Origin of the sequence: Collinsella sp. LCP19S3_A6, from assembly GCF_052122015.1 — a bacterium.
GTDB lineage: Bacteria > Actinomycetota > Coriobacteriia > Coriobacteriales > Coriobacteriaceae > Collinsella.
In genome coordinates this window covers 121,957-137,613 of record NZ_JBQKDD010000003.1, presented here as the reverse complement: position 1 = coordinate 137,613, position 15,657 = coordinate 121,957, and the positions used below count along the sequence as shown (strand labels likewise).

The 15,657-nt window shown below is 56.7% G+C and carries 12 protein-coding genes; 7 read left to right on the top strand and 5 right to left on the bottom strand.

The window, feature by feature from the left end:
• Window positions 1-56 precede the first annotated feature (56 nt).
• The gene (locus ACTQVX_RS02965) at window positions 57-1,061 is read right to left on the bottom strand and encodes a helix-turn-helix domain-containing protein (RefSeq protein ID WP_441032577.1); all 1,005 of its coding nucleotides are present in this window, start codon (window positions 1,059-1,061) and stop codon (window positions 57-59) included.
• 261 nt (window positions 1,062-1,322) lie between these two features.
• Between ACTQVX_RS02965 and ACTQVX_RS02960 the strand changes: the two genes are divergently transcribed.
• The 3 genes from ACTQVX_RS02960 to ACTQVX_RS02950 all read left to right on the top strand — a co-directional run bounded on the left by ACTQVX_RS02960 (window position 1,323) and on the right by ACTQVX_RS02950 (window position 5,947).
• Window positions 1,323-1,586: a GMP synthase (glutamine-hydrolyzing) gene (locus ACTQVX_RS02960; protein WP_441032574.1), complete on the top strand. Its 264-nt coding sequence runs from the start codon at window positions 1,323-1,325 to the stop codon at window positions 1,584-1,586.
• Between the two features lie 279 nt (window positions 1,587-1,865).
• Entirely contained in the window at window positions 1,866-2,450 is a 585-nt protein-coding gene (locus ACTQVX_RS02955; RefSeq protein ID WP_441032571.1) for a DUF5714 domain-containing protein, read from the top strand.
• Between the two features lie 242 nt (window positions 2,451-2,692).
• Entirely contained in the window at window positions 2,693-5,947 is a 3,255-nt protein-coding gene (locus tag ACTQVX_RS02950) for an ABC transporter ATP-binding protein/permease (RefSeq protein ID WP_441560145.1), read from the top strand.
• Window positions 5,948-6,200: 253 nt separating this feature from the next.
• Here ACTQVX_RS02950 and ACTQVX_RS02945 read toward each other — a convergent pair whose 3' ends face one another.
• A complete protein-coding gene (locus tag ACTQVX_RS02945) occupies window positions 6,201-7,043 on the bottom strand; it encodes a hypothetical protein (RefSeq protein WP_441560142.1) in 843 nt (280 codons plus the stop codon).
• Between the two features lie 365 nt (window positions 7,044-7,408).
• On the opposite strand from ACTQVX_RS02945, the gene ACTQVX_RS02940 reads away from it, so the two are divergent.
• Window positions 7,409-8,362, top strand: a complete 954-nt coding sequence (locus ACTQVX_RS02940; RefSeq protein ID WP_441560140.1) for a tRNA dihydrouridine synthase — start codon at window positions 7,409-7,411, stop codon at window positions 8,360-8,362.
• 250 nt (window positions 8,363-8,612) lie between these two features.
• Window positions 8,613-10,610 carry an InlB B-repeat-containing protein gene (locus ACTQVX_RS02935; RefSeq protein ID WP_441560139.1) on the top strand — a complete coding sequence of 666 codons (1,998 nt, stop codon included), beginning with the start codon at window positions 8,613-8,615 and terminating at the stop codon, window positions 10,608-10,610.
• Window positions 10,611-10,849: 239 nt separating this feature from the next.
• On the opposite strand, the gene ACTQVX_RS02930 is transcribed toward ACTQVX_RS02935, so the two are convergent.
• Genes ACTQVX_RS02930 through ACTQVX_RS02920 form a run of 3 tightly spaced genes read right to left on the bottom strand, consistent with a single transcriptional unit; the run spans window position 10,850 to window position 12,735 of the window.
• Window positions 10,850-11,116 carry a ribbon-helix-helix protein, CopG family gene (locus tag ACTQVX_RS02930; protein WP_195192539.1) on the bottom strand — a complete coding sequence of 89 codons (267 nt, stop codon included), beginning with the start codon at window positions 11,114-11,116 and terminating at the stop codon, window positions 10,850-10,852.
• A gap of 8 nt (window positions 11,117-11,124) precedes the next feature.
• A complete protein-coding gene (locus ACTQVX_RS02925) occupies window positions 11,125-11,391 on the bottom strand; it encodes a hypothetical protein (protein WP_441560137.1) in 267 nt (88 codons plus the stop codon).
• Window positions 11,392-11,448: 57 nt separating this feature from the next.
• Window positions 11,449-12,735, bottom strand: coding sequence for a hypothetical protein (locus tag ACTQVX_RS02920; RefSeq protein WP_441560135.1), 1,287 nt, complete (start codon window positions 12,733-12,735; stop codon window positions 11,449-11,451).
• Between the two features lie 384 nt (window positions 12,736-13,119).
• Here ACTQVX_RS02920 and ACTQVX_RS02915 point away from each other — a divergent pair, with 384 nt between their 5' ends.
• A complete protein-coding gene (locus ACTQVX_RS02915) occupies window positions 13,120-13,278 on the top strand; it encodes a hypothetical protein (RefSeq protein WP_441560133.1) in 159 nt (52 codons plus the stop codon).
• A 250-nt stretch (window positions 13,279-13,528) separates the two neighbouring features.
• Window positions 13,529-15,511, top strand: coding sequence for an InlB B-repeat-containing protein (locus ACTQVX_RS02910; protein WP_441560131.1), 1,983 nt, complete (start codon window positions 13,529-13,531; stop codon window positions 15,509-15,511).
• Window positions 15,512-15,657 lie beyond the last annotated feature (146 nt).

The following is a 15,657-nucleotide window of genomic DNA, read 5'->3' as shown; positions in this document are numbered from 1 at the left end:
GATCGAGCGAAGCGCCGGGTTCCGGAACGCGTTCGATGCGCTTGGCAGCCCGGTCGCTAACGCAACATATGCGCGACCAGCTCGGCGCGAGTTCCGATACCAAGCTTGGCATACACTCCTGATAGGCGGTTTTTAACAGTGCCCGGCGATACTTCCATGTGGCGTGCGATTTCGGCGTTGGTCCATCCGCGGCAGGCGAGCATGGCCATGGTGAACTCCGTGGTCGTTAAATCGTCGGCCACGTCCTCGCCCGAATCGGGGTTGTGGATGCGCCGCCAGCCGTAGCTAAATCGATACGTAATCTCGATGATGCGTGCGAAATCGTCAGGGTATTGCGCTTTTAGGCACGCCTCGATGAGCCCCTGTAAAAGGCCGTGGTGCTCGCCAATGAGCTCGATAAGGCCGTCGGGGCGCGCAATGTCCCAAGCGGCTCCGAAATGTGCCTTTGCGGCGTCGATGTCCTTGAGGCTCATGCATGCCATGGAAGCCGCCAGGTGCAGGAACAGTTCCGAGATGGGATAGCTTCCCTGTTTCATGATCAGGGCATTTTCCACCATGCCCAGGCTGCGGCCGTATTCGCCGCGCAGATACAAGGCGTGCGCCATCACGTAGCTGGCGAACAGGCGCAGGCCTTCGGGCAAATGCGCCGCAAGCGGATAAAACTCTTCGGCGGAATACGGGGAAGGCAAGTGCAGCAGGACGCTCGCGGCCGAGGTGAACAGGATGTGCATGGCGTGGACGGCAGGCGATTCCTCGTCGGCCGGCGTATCGAGGATGCCAGTAAGGCACCGGCGGGCATCGGCGATACGGTTGAGCGACAGACTGGCGTATCCGCAGATAAAGCATGCGGAATAGCGCAGTGCGGGGTCGGTGGCGTCAAGATAAGGGCGCGCCGTCTTGGCAGCGAGGGTGGCCTGTCCGCGAAAGTACAGCGCTTCTGCCGTGGCAATGGCGCGCGAATCGGGGTCGGAAATGCCTGCAACCGCAGCGTCAATCTGCCCCGGCACAAAGGCGGTGCACATCAACGGCATGGGAACGCATGGGTAGCCATCGCAGTCCATCTTCCATCTCCCAACAGCTGGCAACAATAGCAGCAATTGTACTCCTGTTACTCGGGACTGGAATTTGCGGGTATGGCATACGATTACGCAGAACGTATAAAGGAAGAGTCTATTGGCGATGCTGCCAAGGTGGCTACCGAAGCCTAGCTGAGCTCGACAGTAGGAAAAATTGCCACCCCTGCAAAAAGCTTTGTCGCAGCGATGGGAAACACATCTTGTTCTGCATATAATGAGGTCATATGACGGTGCGTTTGCATACGTGTGACGCATTCCCATCGAACCGAAAAGGAGGCCCGCAGGGTTGGCGACGAGGTCAGCTTCCTCGCTCAGGGCACCATCTATCCCGACATCCTGGAGTCCCAGGACGGCGTGAAGGCCCATCACAACGTGGTTGGCCTGCCCGAGGACCTGCAGTTTGAGCTTTGCGAGCCCGTCAGAATGCTGTACAAGGACGAGGTCCCCGGCATCTGCCGTGTGTGCTACGACCTCACGCCCAAGCCCGTCGGCACCGTTGAGTGGGAGTAAGCTTTTTGGGCTGCTTTGATCATAGTTCCATGAATGGGGAGGCCTCGCGCGATTGCGCGGGGCCTTCTTTTTCGAAAAGGGCTTCCGTCGTGGTGTCGCCACTGTCCATCGTGCCTGCCATCGCCTCTGGTGTTGCTCATGAGCAGGGCTGATTTGCGACGAGAACTAGCAGGGCTTGTTAGCGGCACGAGCGAAGCAGGTTGTTTCGCATTGAGCGCGCCGGGCAGAAGAAGGCCATAATGGAGTGCGCGCACAATTTGTTTTAGAGGAGGATGCCGCATGGCAAAAGACGAACAAACAAGCTGGATTGTTGAGATGCTCATGGCCAGTGTGTCGGTGGCGCCCGCGGCTCTTTTGGAAGAGGTTATGGCAGATGAGCGCTGCGTGGATTTTGGCCCCATCCACCATTTTATTGTGGGCGCGGTGCTGCTTGCGTGCTGGCGCAACGCCGAAGCATCTGGGGAGCGAGATGCGATGCTCAAAGACGATCTTGCCGATTTGATGTCTCGTTCGGATTGCGTGCCGGGGGCAACGTGTGCCCGTTGGGGCGTGTGCGGGGCAGCTGCGTCTGCGGGCATGGCATATGCAATCGTGCGCGGCAATGCGCCGCTGCGTAGTGAAGGCTGGCAGGAGGGGCAGCTTATGGTTTCTGAGCTACTCGCCGCCATCGCGCGCTCGGGAAGCCCGCGGTGCTGCAAGCGAGACGCGCGCGTGGCGATTCGTGAGGCCGTTTCGTTTTTTAACGCGCTCGGCGGACCGCAGCTTAAAGCATGGGAGAAGACGCCAGCCTGCGATAGCTATGCGGCCAATACAGTGTGCATGGGCGAAAAGTGCCCGTATCATCCGTCCTTTATCATCCAATAGGGAATCGGGTGCCCCAATAAGGGTTGGGCAGATGTGACAAAGGGACAGTCCCTTTGTCACATTATCGGCGGTATGCGCGGGATGGTGCGCCACGCGGCGTGCCGTCTCGTTCGTTTTTTGGTGCGGTTTGTTACATTCCTCACTGACGCCGGTAAAAAATGGGGATAGAGTAGGACAAACGCGTCGAATACGAACGGCGGGGGAGAGCGGGCAAGGTGCCTGCGCAGGAGAGGTTGCCGTCCATGCTGGAGCTCAAAGGAATTTGCAAAAGATACGTTACGCAGTCGTTTACGCAGGTGGCGCTCGACAGCGTAAGCCTGTCTTTTCGCGATAACGAGTTCGTGGCCATTCTGGGCCCCTCGGGTTCGGGTAAGACCACGATGCTCAACGTTATCGGCGGACTCGACCACTTTGACTCGGGTGACCTGCTGATCGACGGTATTTCGACCAAGGACTTCCACGATCGCGATTGGGATGCCTATCGCAACAACCGCATCGGCTTTGTGTTCCAAAGCTATAACCTCATTCCGCATCAGACCATTTTGGAAAACGTGGAGCTGGCGCTTGCGCTCACGGGCGTGGGGCACGCCGAGCGCCGCCAGCGTGCGCGCAAGGCGCTCGAGGCCGTTGGTCTGGGCGAGCACGTGAACAAGCGCCCGAGTCAGCTTTCGGGTGGACAGATGCAGCGCGTGGCCATCGCCCGCGCCCTGATTAATGATCCCGAGATTGTGCTGGCAGACGAGCCGACTGGCGCCTTGGATTCCACAACGTCCGTGCAGGTCATGGAATTGCTCAAGGACGTCGCGCGCGACCGTCTGGTTATCATGGTCACGCATAATCCCGATCTGGCGTACGAGTACGCCACGCGCATCGTCAACCTGGCGGACGGCAAGATTACCGACGATTCTGATCCTTTCGATGTCGCTGACGCCACGCGCCGCGAGGCCAAGCCTACGCGCAAAACCTCGATGAGCTTTGTGACGGCGCTGGGGCTTTCTGCCCGAAACCTTATGACCAAGAAGGGCCGTACGGCCATGACGGCCTTTGCGGGCTCGATTGGCATTATTGGCATCGCGGCGATTTTGGCGCTGTCCAATGGCGTAAACGGCTACATCAAAAAGGTCGAGGAGGATACGCTTTCGAGCTACCCGCTTACCATTTCCAAGCAGGATTACGACCTGTCGTCCATGATGGGCGAACAGGGGGCCACGGATGACGATACGTCCAAGAACGAGGGTTCGTCCGACGACGGCACCGACGGCAAGGCTCAGGGAACCAAAAAGATTCCCGTGGTCACGGCCGTAAAGGATATGTTCGCAAGTGTTAAGTCCAACGATATGACGAGCTTTAAGGCATGGCTTGACGGCGGCGGCGACGGTATCGACAAAGAGGTCAACGCCATCCAGTACGGTTACGGCGTGACGCCGGTTGTCTATCGTGCCGGCAAGGGCGATGAGAAGCCTGTCCGGCTGGTGCCCAACGCTATGACCGAGGCCATGAGCGGTGGTGCGAGCTCGGCGGCAACGGTGAGCATGGACTCCATGGGGACCTCGGTCTTTAACGAGATGATCGACGACCAGAGTTTGCTCGACAGCCAGTACGATGTCGTCGCCGGCCATTGGCCTACGTCTGCTCACGAAGCCGTAATGGTGCTTTCGAGCCGTGGAACGGTGGGCGACTATACGCTTTACAGCATCGGTGCGCTGGATATCGATGAGCTCAACGACCTGGTGAACAGTGCCATGGCCGCCGACGGTAAGATTGAGACGCCTGAGAGCGGCGCCGACTTTACTTACGACGATGCGCTGTCCACGACGTTTAAGGTGTTGTCGCCGGCCGATGCTTATCGCAAAAACGAAGAGACCGGCATGTGGACTGACATGTCCGGCGACGCCGACTTTATGACGGCCAAGGTTGCCGACGGTATTGACGTGCACATTGTGGGCGTGGTGCGACCTAACGAGACGGCCAATGCGAGCGCGTTGTCTCCGGGCATTGCCTATACGCATGCGTTGACTCGCCAGCTTATGGAGCGCGCCGCCGATTCGCAGATCGTGCAAGAGCAACTTGCCCACCCCGAGACGGATGTCTTTACGGGCAAAACCTTCGACGAACTGCAAGGCGAGGCCAGGCAAGGCGTGGATCTGGGCAGTATGTTCAGCGTGGACGAGGCGGCGCTCAAGAGCGCGTTCTCGTTCGATGCGTCTGCACTCTCGGGTTCTGCCGGTGGCATGGATCTTTCGGGCATCGATTTGTCGGGCCTGGATATTGATCTTTCGGGCGTTGGCAAAGACATCGACTTAAGCGACATTATGGCCAAAGCGCCGACCCCCGATTTTTCGGGCATCTTTGACGGTCTGGAGCTCACACCCGAGCAAATGCAACAGGTGGGAACGCTTGCCAACCAACTATTTGAGGGCTTTTTGCAGTCTGATCAGTTTAGGGCGCTGTCACCCGAAGATCTCAAAGACGCGTCAAAGCTTGCTGCCGCATTCTCGGCGTATCTCGAGAACGATGTTGTGGCGCAGCAGTGCCTGGCACAGCTCAAGGCGCTCGGCGGCGATGCCCTGGTCGAGCGCCTGCAACAGGCGATGACCGACTATGTCCAAAATCAGTTGGCTCCGTATCTGCAGCAGGCTATGGATCAGGTGATGAAGGCGATCAGCGAGCAGGTGGCAACGACCGTGTCGACCCAGCTTAAGGCCGGCGCGGCAGGGCTCATGGACCAGATGGTGACGCAGATGTCTTCGAGTTTTGCCAACCTGGCGAGCGCCATGCGCGTGGATGCGAGCGCCTTTGCTCGTGCCATCCACTTCAACATGGACGCCGAGGACCTGAGCTCGCTCATGATGAGCTATGCCAAGGCGTCGAAGCTCACCTACGACAACAATCTGACCACGTTGGGCTACGCGGATGAAGCGGACCCCATCTCGGTCAAGATTTTCCCGCGTGACTTTGAGGCCAAGGAGCGCGTACTCGACCATATCGATGCGTACAACAAGCAGGTCAAAGCCGCCGGCCACGACGAGCAGGCAATCTCGTACACCGACTACATGGGCATCATCATGGGCTCGGTGACTGATATCGTGAATACCATCAGCTTGGTGCTCATCGCGTTCGTGAGCATCAGCCTGGTCGTGAGCTCCATCATGATCGGCATCATCACCTACATCAGCGTGCTGGAGCGCAAAAAGGAGATTGGCATCCTACGCGCGATCGGTGCGTCGAAGCGCAACGTGGCAAACGTGTTCAACGCCGAGACCTTTATCGAGGGCCTCATTGCCGGCGTCTTTGCCATTGTCGTTGTGGTGGCCGTGAGTTTTCCGGTTAATGCCTGGGCGCTTGCTGCCAAACAGGTACCCAATCTGATGAGCTTGCCCGTGCAGGATGCGCTGGCGCTCATTGCAATTTCGGTGCTGCTGACGGTCGTTGCCGGCCTGCTGCCGGCCCGCAGTGCATCCAAGAAAGACCCCGTAGAAGCCCTGCGCTCCGAATAATGTGACAAAGGGACTGTCCTTTTGTCACATTGAGTGACATGTAAATCGAGGTCTAATACTTTTCCCGAGAAGTGAACGAGTCAAAATGGACCCCCGAAGCATCGACACTTATTGAAGGCGGTTTCCTGCGGTTTTGCCAGCCAAATCCTGCGGGTTTGGCGTCTAAAAATGTCGATGCTTCGGGGGTCCAAATATAGCCGTTCACTTCTCGGGAAAAGTATTAGACCTTGAGATATAGACGGCGTTTGCAGCGTCAATTAGAGCGTAAGTTGCTAGTCCTCCTTTGCGGAGAGCATGAGGCTAATTTCCGGATGGGTGTACTTGTCGAACTCTTCTTTGGGCTCGGTGTCAAAGGTGTAGTACGACTTGATAGATCCTCCTCCGTCTTGATGCTGATTTCTTCATATAGGGATCCGGCTAAAAATGCCTGTTTAAATTCATCCGACAGGCTGCATGGCATGAGGAGGCCCAGTGTGGCAAAGGAAATGTCCAACCCGTTGAGCGGGGCGCAGAGTGTCGCGATATCCTGCTCGGTGCAGGCGAGGTTGTCTGCAAGGCTTGCCTCGGGGTCGATCTGACTGGTGTAATCGACGTCCGTGAGCATGCCATCTGCATCGAAAGAAAGGTAGACATAGGCTGCTTGAGCGCCGAGGTCATTATCACGCAGATAGCCGATAATGCGGTAGCCGTAGTCGTGATACGACTCGTATGGGTCGTCTGCCGCGACGCGTTTGCACACGGGTTCCAAGGCATCTTGCGCGGCGAGCACGCCGGCGACCTCCGCGGAGCGGTCTTTGTTGGTTTGGGCTACCGCAAGCCTGCTCTGCAGCTCCTTCCACTGTTTGCCCTGCATTCCAAAGCGCGGCGCAAGAGCGCAATAGCAAAAGATGACGAGTTCGATTGCGGTGAGTGCAATGGCGGTATATATGCCCGCGGATTGGAATTCCTTTTGGTGGAACGCGATATCGTTGATCATTTGGAGCGGCAACATCAACAGACATGCTACGAACGACATGACGAGTGCGGTCGCTGCGATTTTGGGGTATGTGCAGTACCGCTGGATGCGTTTCTTTTCTTGTTCGGTGAGCAGCTGCATGGGGCCTCGACTCTCATCGTTTTTCGGGGGCGATGCACACACGTTCTTGAATATAGATGAGTGGAGGGTGTCTGTTGTTCAGACATGGCGGTCAGCAGCGTGCTGTTGGTGATCGCTTGATCGTGGGCGCCATCTTTTAGAGTATGAAGCCGCTATCAAAGGAAAAGTGGCGAGAGAGGGAGCCGCTGTGAAGCGGCCCCATTTGCTGTTCGTGGACACCGTTCATCTTCGTTGCACAGGGACGGTCGGAGGGCTGGTTGGTGTCAAGCAACCGCCTCCGCCTTGTGGGCCGCCTCGGGGACAAGGCATAATGCATGTGACAAAGGGGCGGTTCCTTTGCCGCATTGATTTGAGAGTAGATGTTGATGATTCTATCGTTGGCCCCCATGGAGGGGATTACCGGGCATGTGTTCCGTCGCGTGCATGCGGAGTGCTTCGGTGCGCTCGACTGCTATTACACGCCGTTTTTGCCGCCGCCGCGGGTGGGCAACCGCTTTGGCGGCAAGGCGTTTAAGGAAATCAATCCGGCTAACAACCAAGGGCTTAACGTGGTGCCTCAGCTGATGTCCAAGAACGCGGATGAGTTTGTGTGGGCGGCGCGCGTGCTCGCCGACATGGGCTACCGCGAGGTTAATCTCAACCTTGGCTGCCCCTCGGGTACGGTTGTTGCCAAGGGTAAAGGATCGGGCTTCTTGCGCAACCTCGATGGGCTCGAGGTGTTCTTGAGCGATGTGTGCGAGCGGTCGCCGTTGCCGGTGTCGGTAAAAACCAGGCTGGGGCTGGAGAGCGACGACGAATACGAGCGCGTGCTCGATCTGTACTGTCGCATGCCGCTGGCAGAACTGATCGTGCATCCGCGCATACAGAAGGATCGCTATACGGGCTCGCCGCGCAAAGAGTTTTATGGCGAGACGCTGGAGCTGGCGCCGTTTCCGGTGGCATACAACGGCGATATTTTTGATCTTGAGGACATGGAGGCGCTGGTGGAGGCCTATCCCGGTACACGCCATGTGATGCTGGGGCGTGGCTTGCTTGCGAACCCCGCGCTGGCTCGCATGGTCAAGGGCGGCCCTGCTGCCACGGCAGCCGAACTGCAGCGCTTCCACGACACGCTGTTTGCGGCATATGCAGAAGAGATTGGCGGCAACGCGGTCTTTCGCATGAAGGAGTGGTGGTTCTACGCTAAATGCGCCTTCGCCGATCCTGCTACCGTTCACAAACTCGTACGCAAGACTAAAAAGGTCGACGAATACCGCGCCGCCGTCGACCGCGTTTTCCGCGAGCAGCCGCTCGCGCCTACCGCTCGTTTCCACGGATAACTGATCTGTAGGGGGACGAAGGAAGCAAATCGTCTTGTTGGTGCCAACTCCCAGAGGCTTGGGACTGGCACCAAAAGTTGTGCAAGAAACTTGCCAAAATGTGATGATGCTATGACTATTTAAAATATTTACAATGTGATAATACTTGAGCTATAAACCTGAAGCGTATTTCGCTTATGCCATACGAGTAGCGATGTAAGATAGTTGTGCCGGCATTCTGCCGGGCTCGATACGAAAGGAAAGGCATTCCATGAAAAAACGCTCCCATGCCGTTCTTGCGGTAACAGCAGGGCTTATGACATCCCTCTGCTTTCTTGCGCCTCAGGCTTTTGCGGATGGCGGTTTTGCTTCTGTTTCCGAGCCTGCCGTTGAGGCGTCTTCGGTGAGCACGGTTGCCAAGCCCCAAGTCGATGCCGCGTCTGCGAACGAATCTGGCACGCCTGTCGCCTCTTCTGCCGAATCTGCTGCGACCGCTCCCTCCTCGGCTCCTGTTGACGCAAGTGCTTCTGCGGGCGCAAGGAACGGTGCTTCTGTCGCAGAGTTTAATGGGACCCCGTACGCGACCTTTGATGAAGCGCTCGCTGCTGCCAAAAACACGAACGGCGCGACCATCAAGCTCCTTGGCGATGCCGAGACTTCGGGCCTTGATTTGCACAAGGACCTCACCATCGACGGCAATGGCCACGCGCTGAAGTTCACCCAGAAGAAGGGCATTGCCCTTTGGGGTAAGGCTCTGACGTTCAAGAACGTCAACGTGACCATGACCGGCATCGGCTCCACTCCGTATACCGCCGAGTGGAATTGGATGTCTGTGTGCGCGAGCAAGGATGCCTCGCTCACGCTCGATGGCGCTACGCTTACCATGGACGGTACCGGTACCGCCAGCAATGTGCATGCCATCTATTTCTGCAGCAACAACAAGCTAAACTTGAAGAATGGCTCTAATCTCACCATTAAGAACTACAGCCAGGACGCTCTTGAGTGGGATGGTGGTGACGGTGGCTACAACGTGAATATTGAAGGTGGTTCCACCTATATCTCCGACCACAACCGCTCTGGCTTTACGGGCACGTTCTATGCCACTATCGATTCGTCGACGGTCAAGGTTCTTAACAGCAAGGGCAACGGCTCGAACGGCACGTACTACACCATCAAGAACGGCTCCGAAGTCACGTTCGATAACAGCGGCACCTGGGGTATTTCCGCTTGGCGCATCGACATGAGCAAGGGCTCGAAGCTCTATGCGAATGACAACGGGTACAGTGGCATCTGGACTCGCGTGCTTAACGTTGATTCTTCTTGCCTGGTTGACGTCGAGGGCAACGGTACAAAGGGACCCGCCGCGAAGAACGGCGGCATTTTCTTCCAGGGCAACAAACAATACACAAGCGTGATTGAGAAGGGCGCAAACGTCACCATCAAAAATAATGCGGGCTCTGGTATCTACACTGAGCAAGATGTTTGCAACCTGACCATTGGCTCTGCGACCATTACCAATAACGGCACTGGCGCCTGCAACAAGGACGGCATTGGTGCCGACATGGGCGGCGGCGTCTATAACGTGGGCACTATGAGGCTCGATCCGTCGGTTGTTATCTACAACAACCACGCCGCGAACGCCGGCGATGACATCTACAGCACCAGTGCTGGCGACACTGATTTTGGCAATGTTGGCACTGGCTGGATCCTTGATGACTGCGACCACACGATTGACGGCTGGTATGTTGACGGGAAGGACTCTCGCTGGTCCGCCCACAAAGAGCCGAAGTTTACGGCGCTCGCTCAGCCCGGCAAGTACGAGGGCGAGGTTGCTTTCAAGGCTGCCCACGGCCTCGTAAGCGTCAGCTACCAGTATGTCGGCGAAGCCCCCGAGAAGGCAAAGTTGCCCGATGCCGATGAGGGCCTTGAGGTTGGCTCTGCGTATGCCGCCAAGGAGCAGAAGGCTGTCGATGGTTGGACGTTCGATGGTTGGTATACCGACGAGGGCTGCACGGTCCTGTGGAACGACGGCGATTCGCTGACGGGTTCGATGACGCTCTACGGCAAGTGGACGAAGAAGCCCGTTCAGCCGAGTGAAAAACCCAAGACGGAGATTGCCAAGAAGACCAAGAGCACCAAGAGCACCAAGTCACTCCCTTCGACCGGTGATAAAAGCAGCGCCGTGATGACTGCCGCCCTCGCCGGTGTTGGCACTGCGGTGCTCGGCTTTGGTGAGGCGATTCGTCGCAGGGCCAATTCCAATAGGTAGTTGATGGTTGGCAGGTCACGCTTACGGTGAGCTACATCGCTAAGCGCATTTGTTCAATTTAGGGCGTGGGTGGCTAGAGCGAGTCACCCACGCCCTTTCGTTTGACCCCTCGGGACGGAGAAAAACGAATCACCTGTGCCGGGCCCATGCAAAAAAGCTGTACGCCAGCATCCAAAGATGCCGAAAAATGTCGACTTTGGATACTGGCGTACATGTTTGGGTCGGTGTGGGAGTGTAATCTAGGCAATCATTGCGTCGAGTGTAATGAGCTCTCTGAGTCGCTCCGTTCGTGTTTGCCCATGGCGCTTTGCCTTCTCGTCAAACGCTTCAAGAACCGATTCACCCACACGTGCCGATAAAACAACGCTTGGCTCATCAGAGATCGACGGCCTTCCCAGCTTGATGGTGCGGCCCTTCGGCCACTCATCTTTTTCGTATGCCTCCGCGGCCTTTTCCAGCTCTCCGGGGGCAAACCCCATCATCTTTTCGAGCTGCTTAGCGTCCATAGCGCCTCCTATCGATCGACCCCGATTTCCCTGAGCACCTTGCGCGTAGGAGGGACAAGGGCATGGTAAATGATGTAACCATCTCGATTGGGGCAATATCGAGCGATGAGCTCCATGAGACGGTTTCTTCCATCAAGTCCAACGAGAACGTAATCGATACCTCCGTTTTCAAGATCACGCCTGAACCATGCAAAAGCGGAGTTCCAGGCGCAGGTAATATCCGTCTCCGTCAGCCCGTGTTTGAGGGCGTGGGGGTGGATTGCGACGAGCTCCATAAGGGCCTCTCTTTTTGTATACAGTTTTGTAGACAAAAATGCAAGCAGTTAATAGGCTTAAGCGGCTTGTTTTGATTGGACTTCTCGATGTAAAGCCGACGTCGGAGGCTCCACCACTCCTTCGCTTTTTAGCTCGGTATGTGAACGTCCGTTGAACTCCCAGAGGGGAGCGTCTTCATAGATTATCGAGAGGAGCTTCGAGACTTCGGCTGTTTTCTTGCGTTCGTAAAACTCGGGCCGTACGACAATCAATAAGAAAGCTGCGTCTTCGGTAATTTGCTGTGCTGTCGGCATACCGTTGAGTCCAACGGAACGCAAAAGCTTTGTCATGATGAAATCGAACTCATTTTCTCTTGCATGGAGATCGGATGCCTTAATCTCAGGGTCTCTCAGGACGTACTGCTTGAGTTGTTCGACAGATCGACTGCACTTTATATGTCCGCAGATGACTTCGTCATAGCTGAGCCTTTTGATTGGAAGACGTTCGTGACCGGCGAAGATGGCTGCCACTCTGATGCCAACGCGCCGTTCTCGCCGTGCGCGCATCTCACCGGTGTATTCGCTGCGCCGTTCATATTTTCGATAGGAGTATCCGTACTCATCGTAGTAATAAGGGGCTTCATCGACAGCGTCATCGAGCTCAGGCGCTATGAGATAGAGTTTTCCATCTCTGGATATGACGCAGGGATTGTCGATTTGCCCCGATTCGTTCCTGATTTGCCAAATAGTTTCATTTATCTCAAATCTCGAGACTGGATTGGGGGCACAGGAGTTGTAGAGCTCAATAAGTTTATCGAGCGAAATGATTCCACAGGCATCTGTGTAGGCGCGGGCGAAGCGCCGTACTTCTTGATTTGATTCAAGCGCACGGCGCTCCCAAGCATCCAAAACGTCCTGCGGACTTCGATAGCGAGCATGACGATCGATGCGCGATGCGCTCCAATGGTTATCAGCGGCAACGTTCATCAGATCCAAGCGCAGATCTTTGTCGACGATGCGAGCGAGCGACTGATAGTGTTTTAGATCAAGCTCCGGTCGAAAACTCATGTCTTCCGGAACAGTTCGTGCGAGCTTTATGCAACGCTTGAGATAGGTCGGGCCCAGGCTTGGGCTAAAGTGCTGCTTGAGGTGGCAAGCGATGGGCGAGAGTAGGCCATTTAGATTGGAAATGGGGTATCCGGCAATCTCTTGCTCGAGACGGCGCCCGATGAGCAGAGCCCCTTCCGAAGAGGCCTCATGGTCGGTGCCTTTCTGGCCGAGGTGTTTGGCCTCGACAATCCTGCTGATATCCGAGCAGGTGTTTGAAATAATGTCGGGTGAAAGGGTTGGTATCTTTTTTGCCATAGCGATGCACTCCTGTGTGACTCACGGAAAAGAAACAGTCTGATTGTGAGTGCCGTTCTTTGATGGCGACGACGAACAGGAGCGCAGCCTGTCTGAGATGGGCGAGTGCGGTAACCACCGATCTTACTTACCGAGCTTGCTCCAGCGTGTCATTGGGGACCTCCGCAGGAGCTCTCGACCAGTCTCATGCCTTGAGATGAGTATAACACAGATAGCAAACATATGTTCTATAAATTTGAGGCACTGAATTCCTACCTACTCATTTAAGTGCGTCCCCAATGAGTAAAGGGCGGCCCTGCTGCCACGGCAGCCGAACTGCAGCGCTTCCACGACACGCTGTTTGCGGCATATGCAGAAGAGATTGGCGGCAACGCGGTCTTTCGCATGAAGGAGTGGTGGTTCTACGCTAAATGCGCCTTCGCCGATCCTGCTACCGTTCACAAACTCGTACGCAAGACTAAAAAGGTCGACGAATACCGCGCCGCCGTCGACCGCGTTTTCCGCGAGCAGCCGCTCGCGCCTACCGCTCGTTTCCACGGATAACTGATCTGTAGGGGGACGAAGGAAGCAAATCGTCTTGTTGGTGCCAACTCCCAGAGGCTTGGGACTGGCACCAAAAGTTGTGCAAGAAACTTGCCAAAATGTGATGATGCTATGACTATTTAAAATATTTACAATGTGATAATACTTGAGCTATAAACCTGAAGCGTATTTCGCTTATGCCATACGAGTAGCGATGTAAGATAGTTGTGCCGGCATTCTGCCGGGCTCGATACGAAAGGAAAGGCATTCCATGAAAAAACGCTCCCATGCCGTTCTTGCGGTAACAGCAGGGCTTATGACATCCCTCTGCTTTCTTGCGCCTCAGGCTTTTGCGGATGGCGGTTTTGCTTCTGTTTCCGAGCCTGCCGTTGAGGCGTCTTCGGTGAGCACGGTTGCCAAGCCCCAAGTCGATGCCGCGTCTGCGAACGAATCTGGCACGCCTGTCGCCTCTTCTGCCGAATCTGCTGCGACCGCTCCCTCCTCGGCTCCTGTTGCCGCAAGTGCTTCTGCGGGCGCAAGGAACGGTGCTTCTGTCGCAAAGATCGGCGACGCTACGTACGCAAGCCTCGACGAGGCTCTTGCCGTTGCAAATACCGGGGACACCATTGTACTGCAGCAGGACGGCGTCATTGTCACGACCAACACGATTTCCAAGGCTGTGACAATCAAGGGCAACGGCAAACACTCCGTGGAGGTTAAGTCCCAGTCCGGTACCGATGACGGCCGTCTCAATATCTCCGGTTCCGGCTCGCTGACGTTTGACAACACAAAGGTTTCGTTCGGAAACCCGAACAACTGGAGCGTTGTTATGTCGGACGCGGGCAAACTGTCCTTCGTGAATGGCTCTTCTGCGACATTCATGCAGCATGGTATCTATACGGTGGGCTCCGGGGTTGAGATCAACGTCGACAAGTCGAACCTCACGTTTTCCGGCACGTCTTATACTCCGCTTATGAACGAGTACCAAAACGGCAAGGGATACGCGAAAATCAACGTGACCAATGGGGGCAACCTCATGGTCGAGAAGTCTGCCATCAACGGCAACGCCATCAACGGCAACGGCGCTACGGGATTCGTCATCGACGTGATGAACTCCGAGCTTCACATCGATAACAACGCCTATCAAGGCCTCGTCCGCTGCATAACTAAGCTCGATGCGTCCAAGGCAACCATCAGCGGAAACTACTACGGCATCACGGGCTATGCGGGGCTCAACAACTTGACCCTGACGAATGGCTCTGAGCTCGAAATGGCAAATAACAAGAGCGCGGGCATTTTCCTGTGGGGCGGTAACGTCGACGTTCAGGACGGGACCAAGCTGAGAATTACGGGGACCGGCGCGGAAGGCGTGAAGCAGCGTGCTGGCTACACCGGGGCGATCGCGTGTGCTCGCTCGGCCGCCAATGTGAACTTCTCTGATGGCGCTTCGGTTTCCCTGGTAGACAATCCGGCCGGCGCGATCAACAGCGACGGAACCATCTACGTCGGTAAGGGGACCGAGGTCCTGCGCAACGGGTCGGCCGCTGAGGTTGGCGGCGGCATTTGGAACCGCGGCACAGTGACCGTGGCCGACGGGGCTAAGCTCTACAACAACCACGCCGCAACGGTTGGCGATGACATCTACAGCACCGGTGTTGTGGACTTTAAGGCTACGGGCTCCGATTGGCGGCTCGACGACAACCTCGGCAACTGCGGCCACGCCATCGACGGCTGGTACGACGACGCCGAGGGTACTCGCTGGTCTGCCCACGACGACGCGAAGCACGTCGATGCCGTCGAGGCGGGCAAGCTTGAGGGCGCGCTCGCGCTCAAGGCGGCCCATGGCCTCGCGTGCGTGGACTACGAGTACGTGGGCGAGGCGCCCAGCGACGCCGTGCTTCCCTCGACCGACGTGGACCTCGAGTTCGGCTGCGCCTATACGGCTAAGGCCCAGGCGGCGGTCGCCGGCTGGACGTTCGACGGTTGGTACGCGGACGAGGCCTGCACGGTCAAGTGGACCGACGGCGCTGAGCTGCCCGGCTCTATGACGCTTTACGGCAAGTGGACGAAGAACCCCGAGACTCCCGCAACGCCGGCGGATACCCAGACCCCCACGACGACAAAGCCCGCTTCCAAGGCAAAGAAGGGTATCCCGCAGACGGGTGACCAGAGCTTTGCGGCCGTGCCGGCACTTCTTGCCGGGGGAGCCGCCGCGATTGCCCTGGGCGTGAAGGCGCGTCGCCGCGAGAAGTAATGCGCAGCCGTAAACCGTAGCTAGACCATAAATAAGGGCCAGGTTCGAGTTGGTGTTTCGAGCCTGGCCCTTATTGCTATGCGTTGTGGCTATACGTTGTGCTTGCGCAACTAGTCATTCAAGAACGTTCCCAATGACTACCCATA

What these genes read in the sequence shown, in the direction of transcription:
- ACTQVX_RS02965 (WP_441032577.1), bottom strand. Translation starts at nt 1,061, where the DNA reads ATGGACTGCGATGGCTACCCATGCGTTCCCATGCCGTTGATGTGCACC.
- ACTQVX_RS02955 (WP_441032571.1), top strand. Translation starts at nt 1,866, where the DNA reads ATGGCAAAAGACGAACAAACAAGCTGGATTGTTGAGATGCTCATGGCC.
- ACTQVX_RS02950 (WP_441560145.1), top strand. Translation starts at nt 2,693, where the DNA reads ATGCTGGAGCTCAAAGGAATTTGCAAAAGATACGTTACGCAGTCGTTT.
- ACTQVX_RS02945 (WP_441560142.1), bottom strand. Translation starts at nt 7,043, where the DNA reads ATGCAGCTGCTCACCGAACAAGAAAAGAAACGCATCCAGCGGTACTGC.
- ACTQVX_RS02940 (WP_441560140.1), top strand. Translation starts at nt 7,409, where the DNA reads ATGATTCTATCGTTGGCCCCCATGGAGGGGATTACCGGGCATGTGTTC.
- ACTQVX_RS02935 (WP_441560139.1), top strand. Translation starts at nt 8,613, where the DNA reads ATGAAAAAACGCTCCCATGCCGTTCTTGCGGTAACAGCAGGGCTTATG.
- ACTQVX_RS02930 (WP_195192539.1), bottom strand. Translation starts at nt 11,116, where the DNA reads ATGGACGCTAAGCAGCTCGAAAAGATGATGGGGTTTGCCCCCGGAGAG.
- ACTQVX_RS02925 (WP_441560137.1), bottom strand. Translation starts at nt 11,391, where the DNA reads ATGGAGCTCGTCGCAATCCACCCCCACGCCCTCAAACACGGGCTGACG.
- ACTQVX_RS02920 (WP_441560135.1), bottom strand. Translation starts at nt 12,735, where the DNA reads ATGGCAAAAAAGATACCAACCCTTTCACCCGACATTATTTCAAACACC.
- ACTQVX_RS02915 (WP_441560133.1), top strand. Translation starts at nt 13,120, where the DNA reads ATGAAGGAGTGGTGGTTCTACGCTAAATGCGCCTTCGCCGATCCTGCT.
- ACTQVX_RS02910 (WP_441560131.1), top strand. Translation starts at nt 13,529, where the DNA reads ATGAAAAAACGCTCCCATGCCGTTCTTGCGGTAACAGCAGGGCTTATG.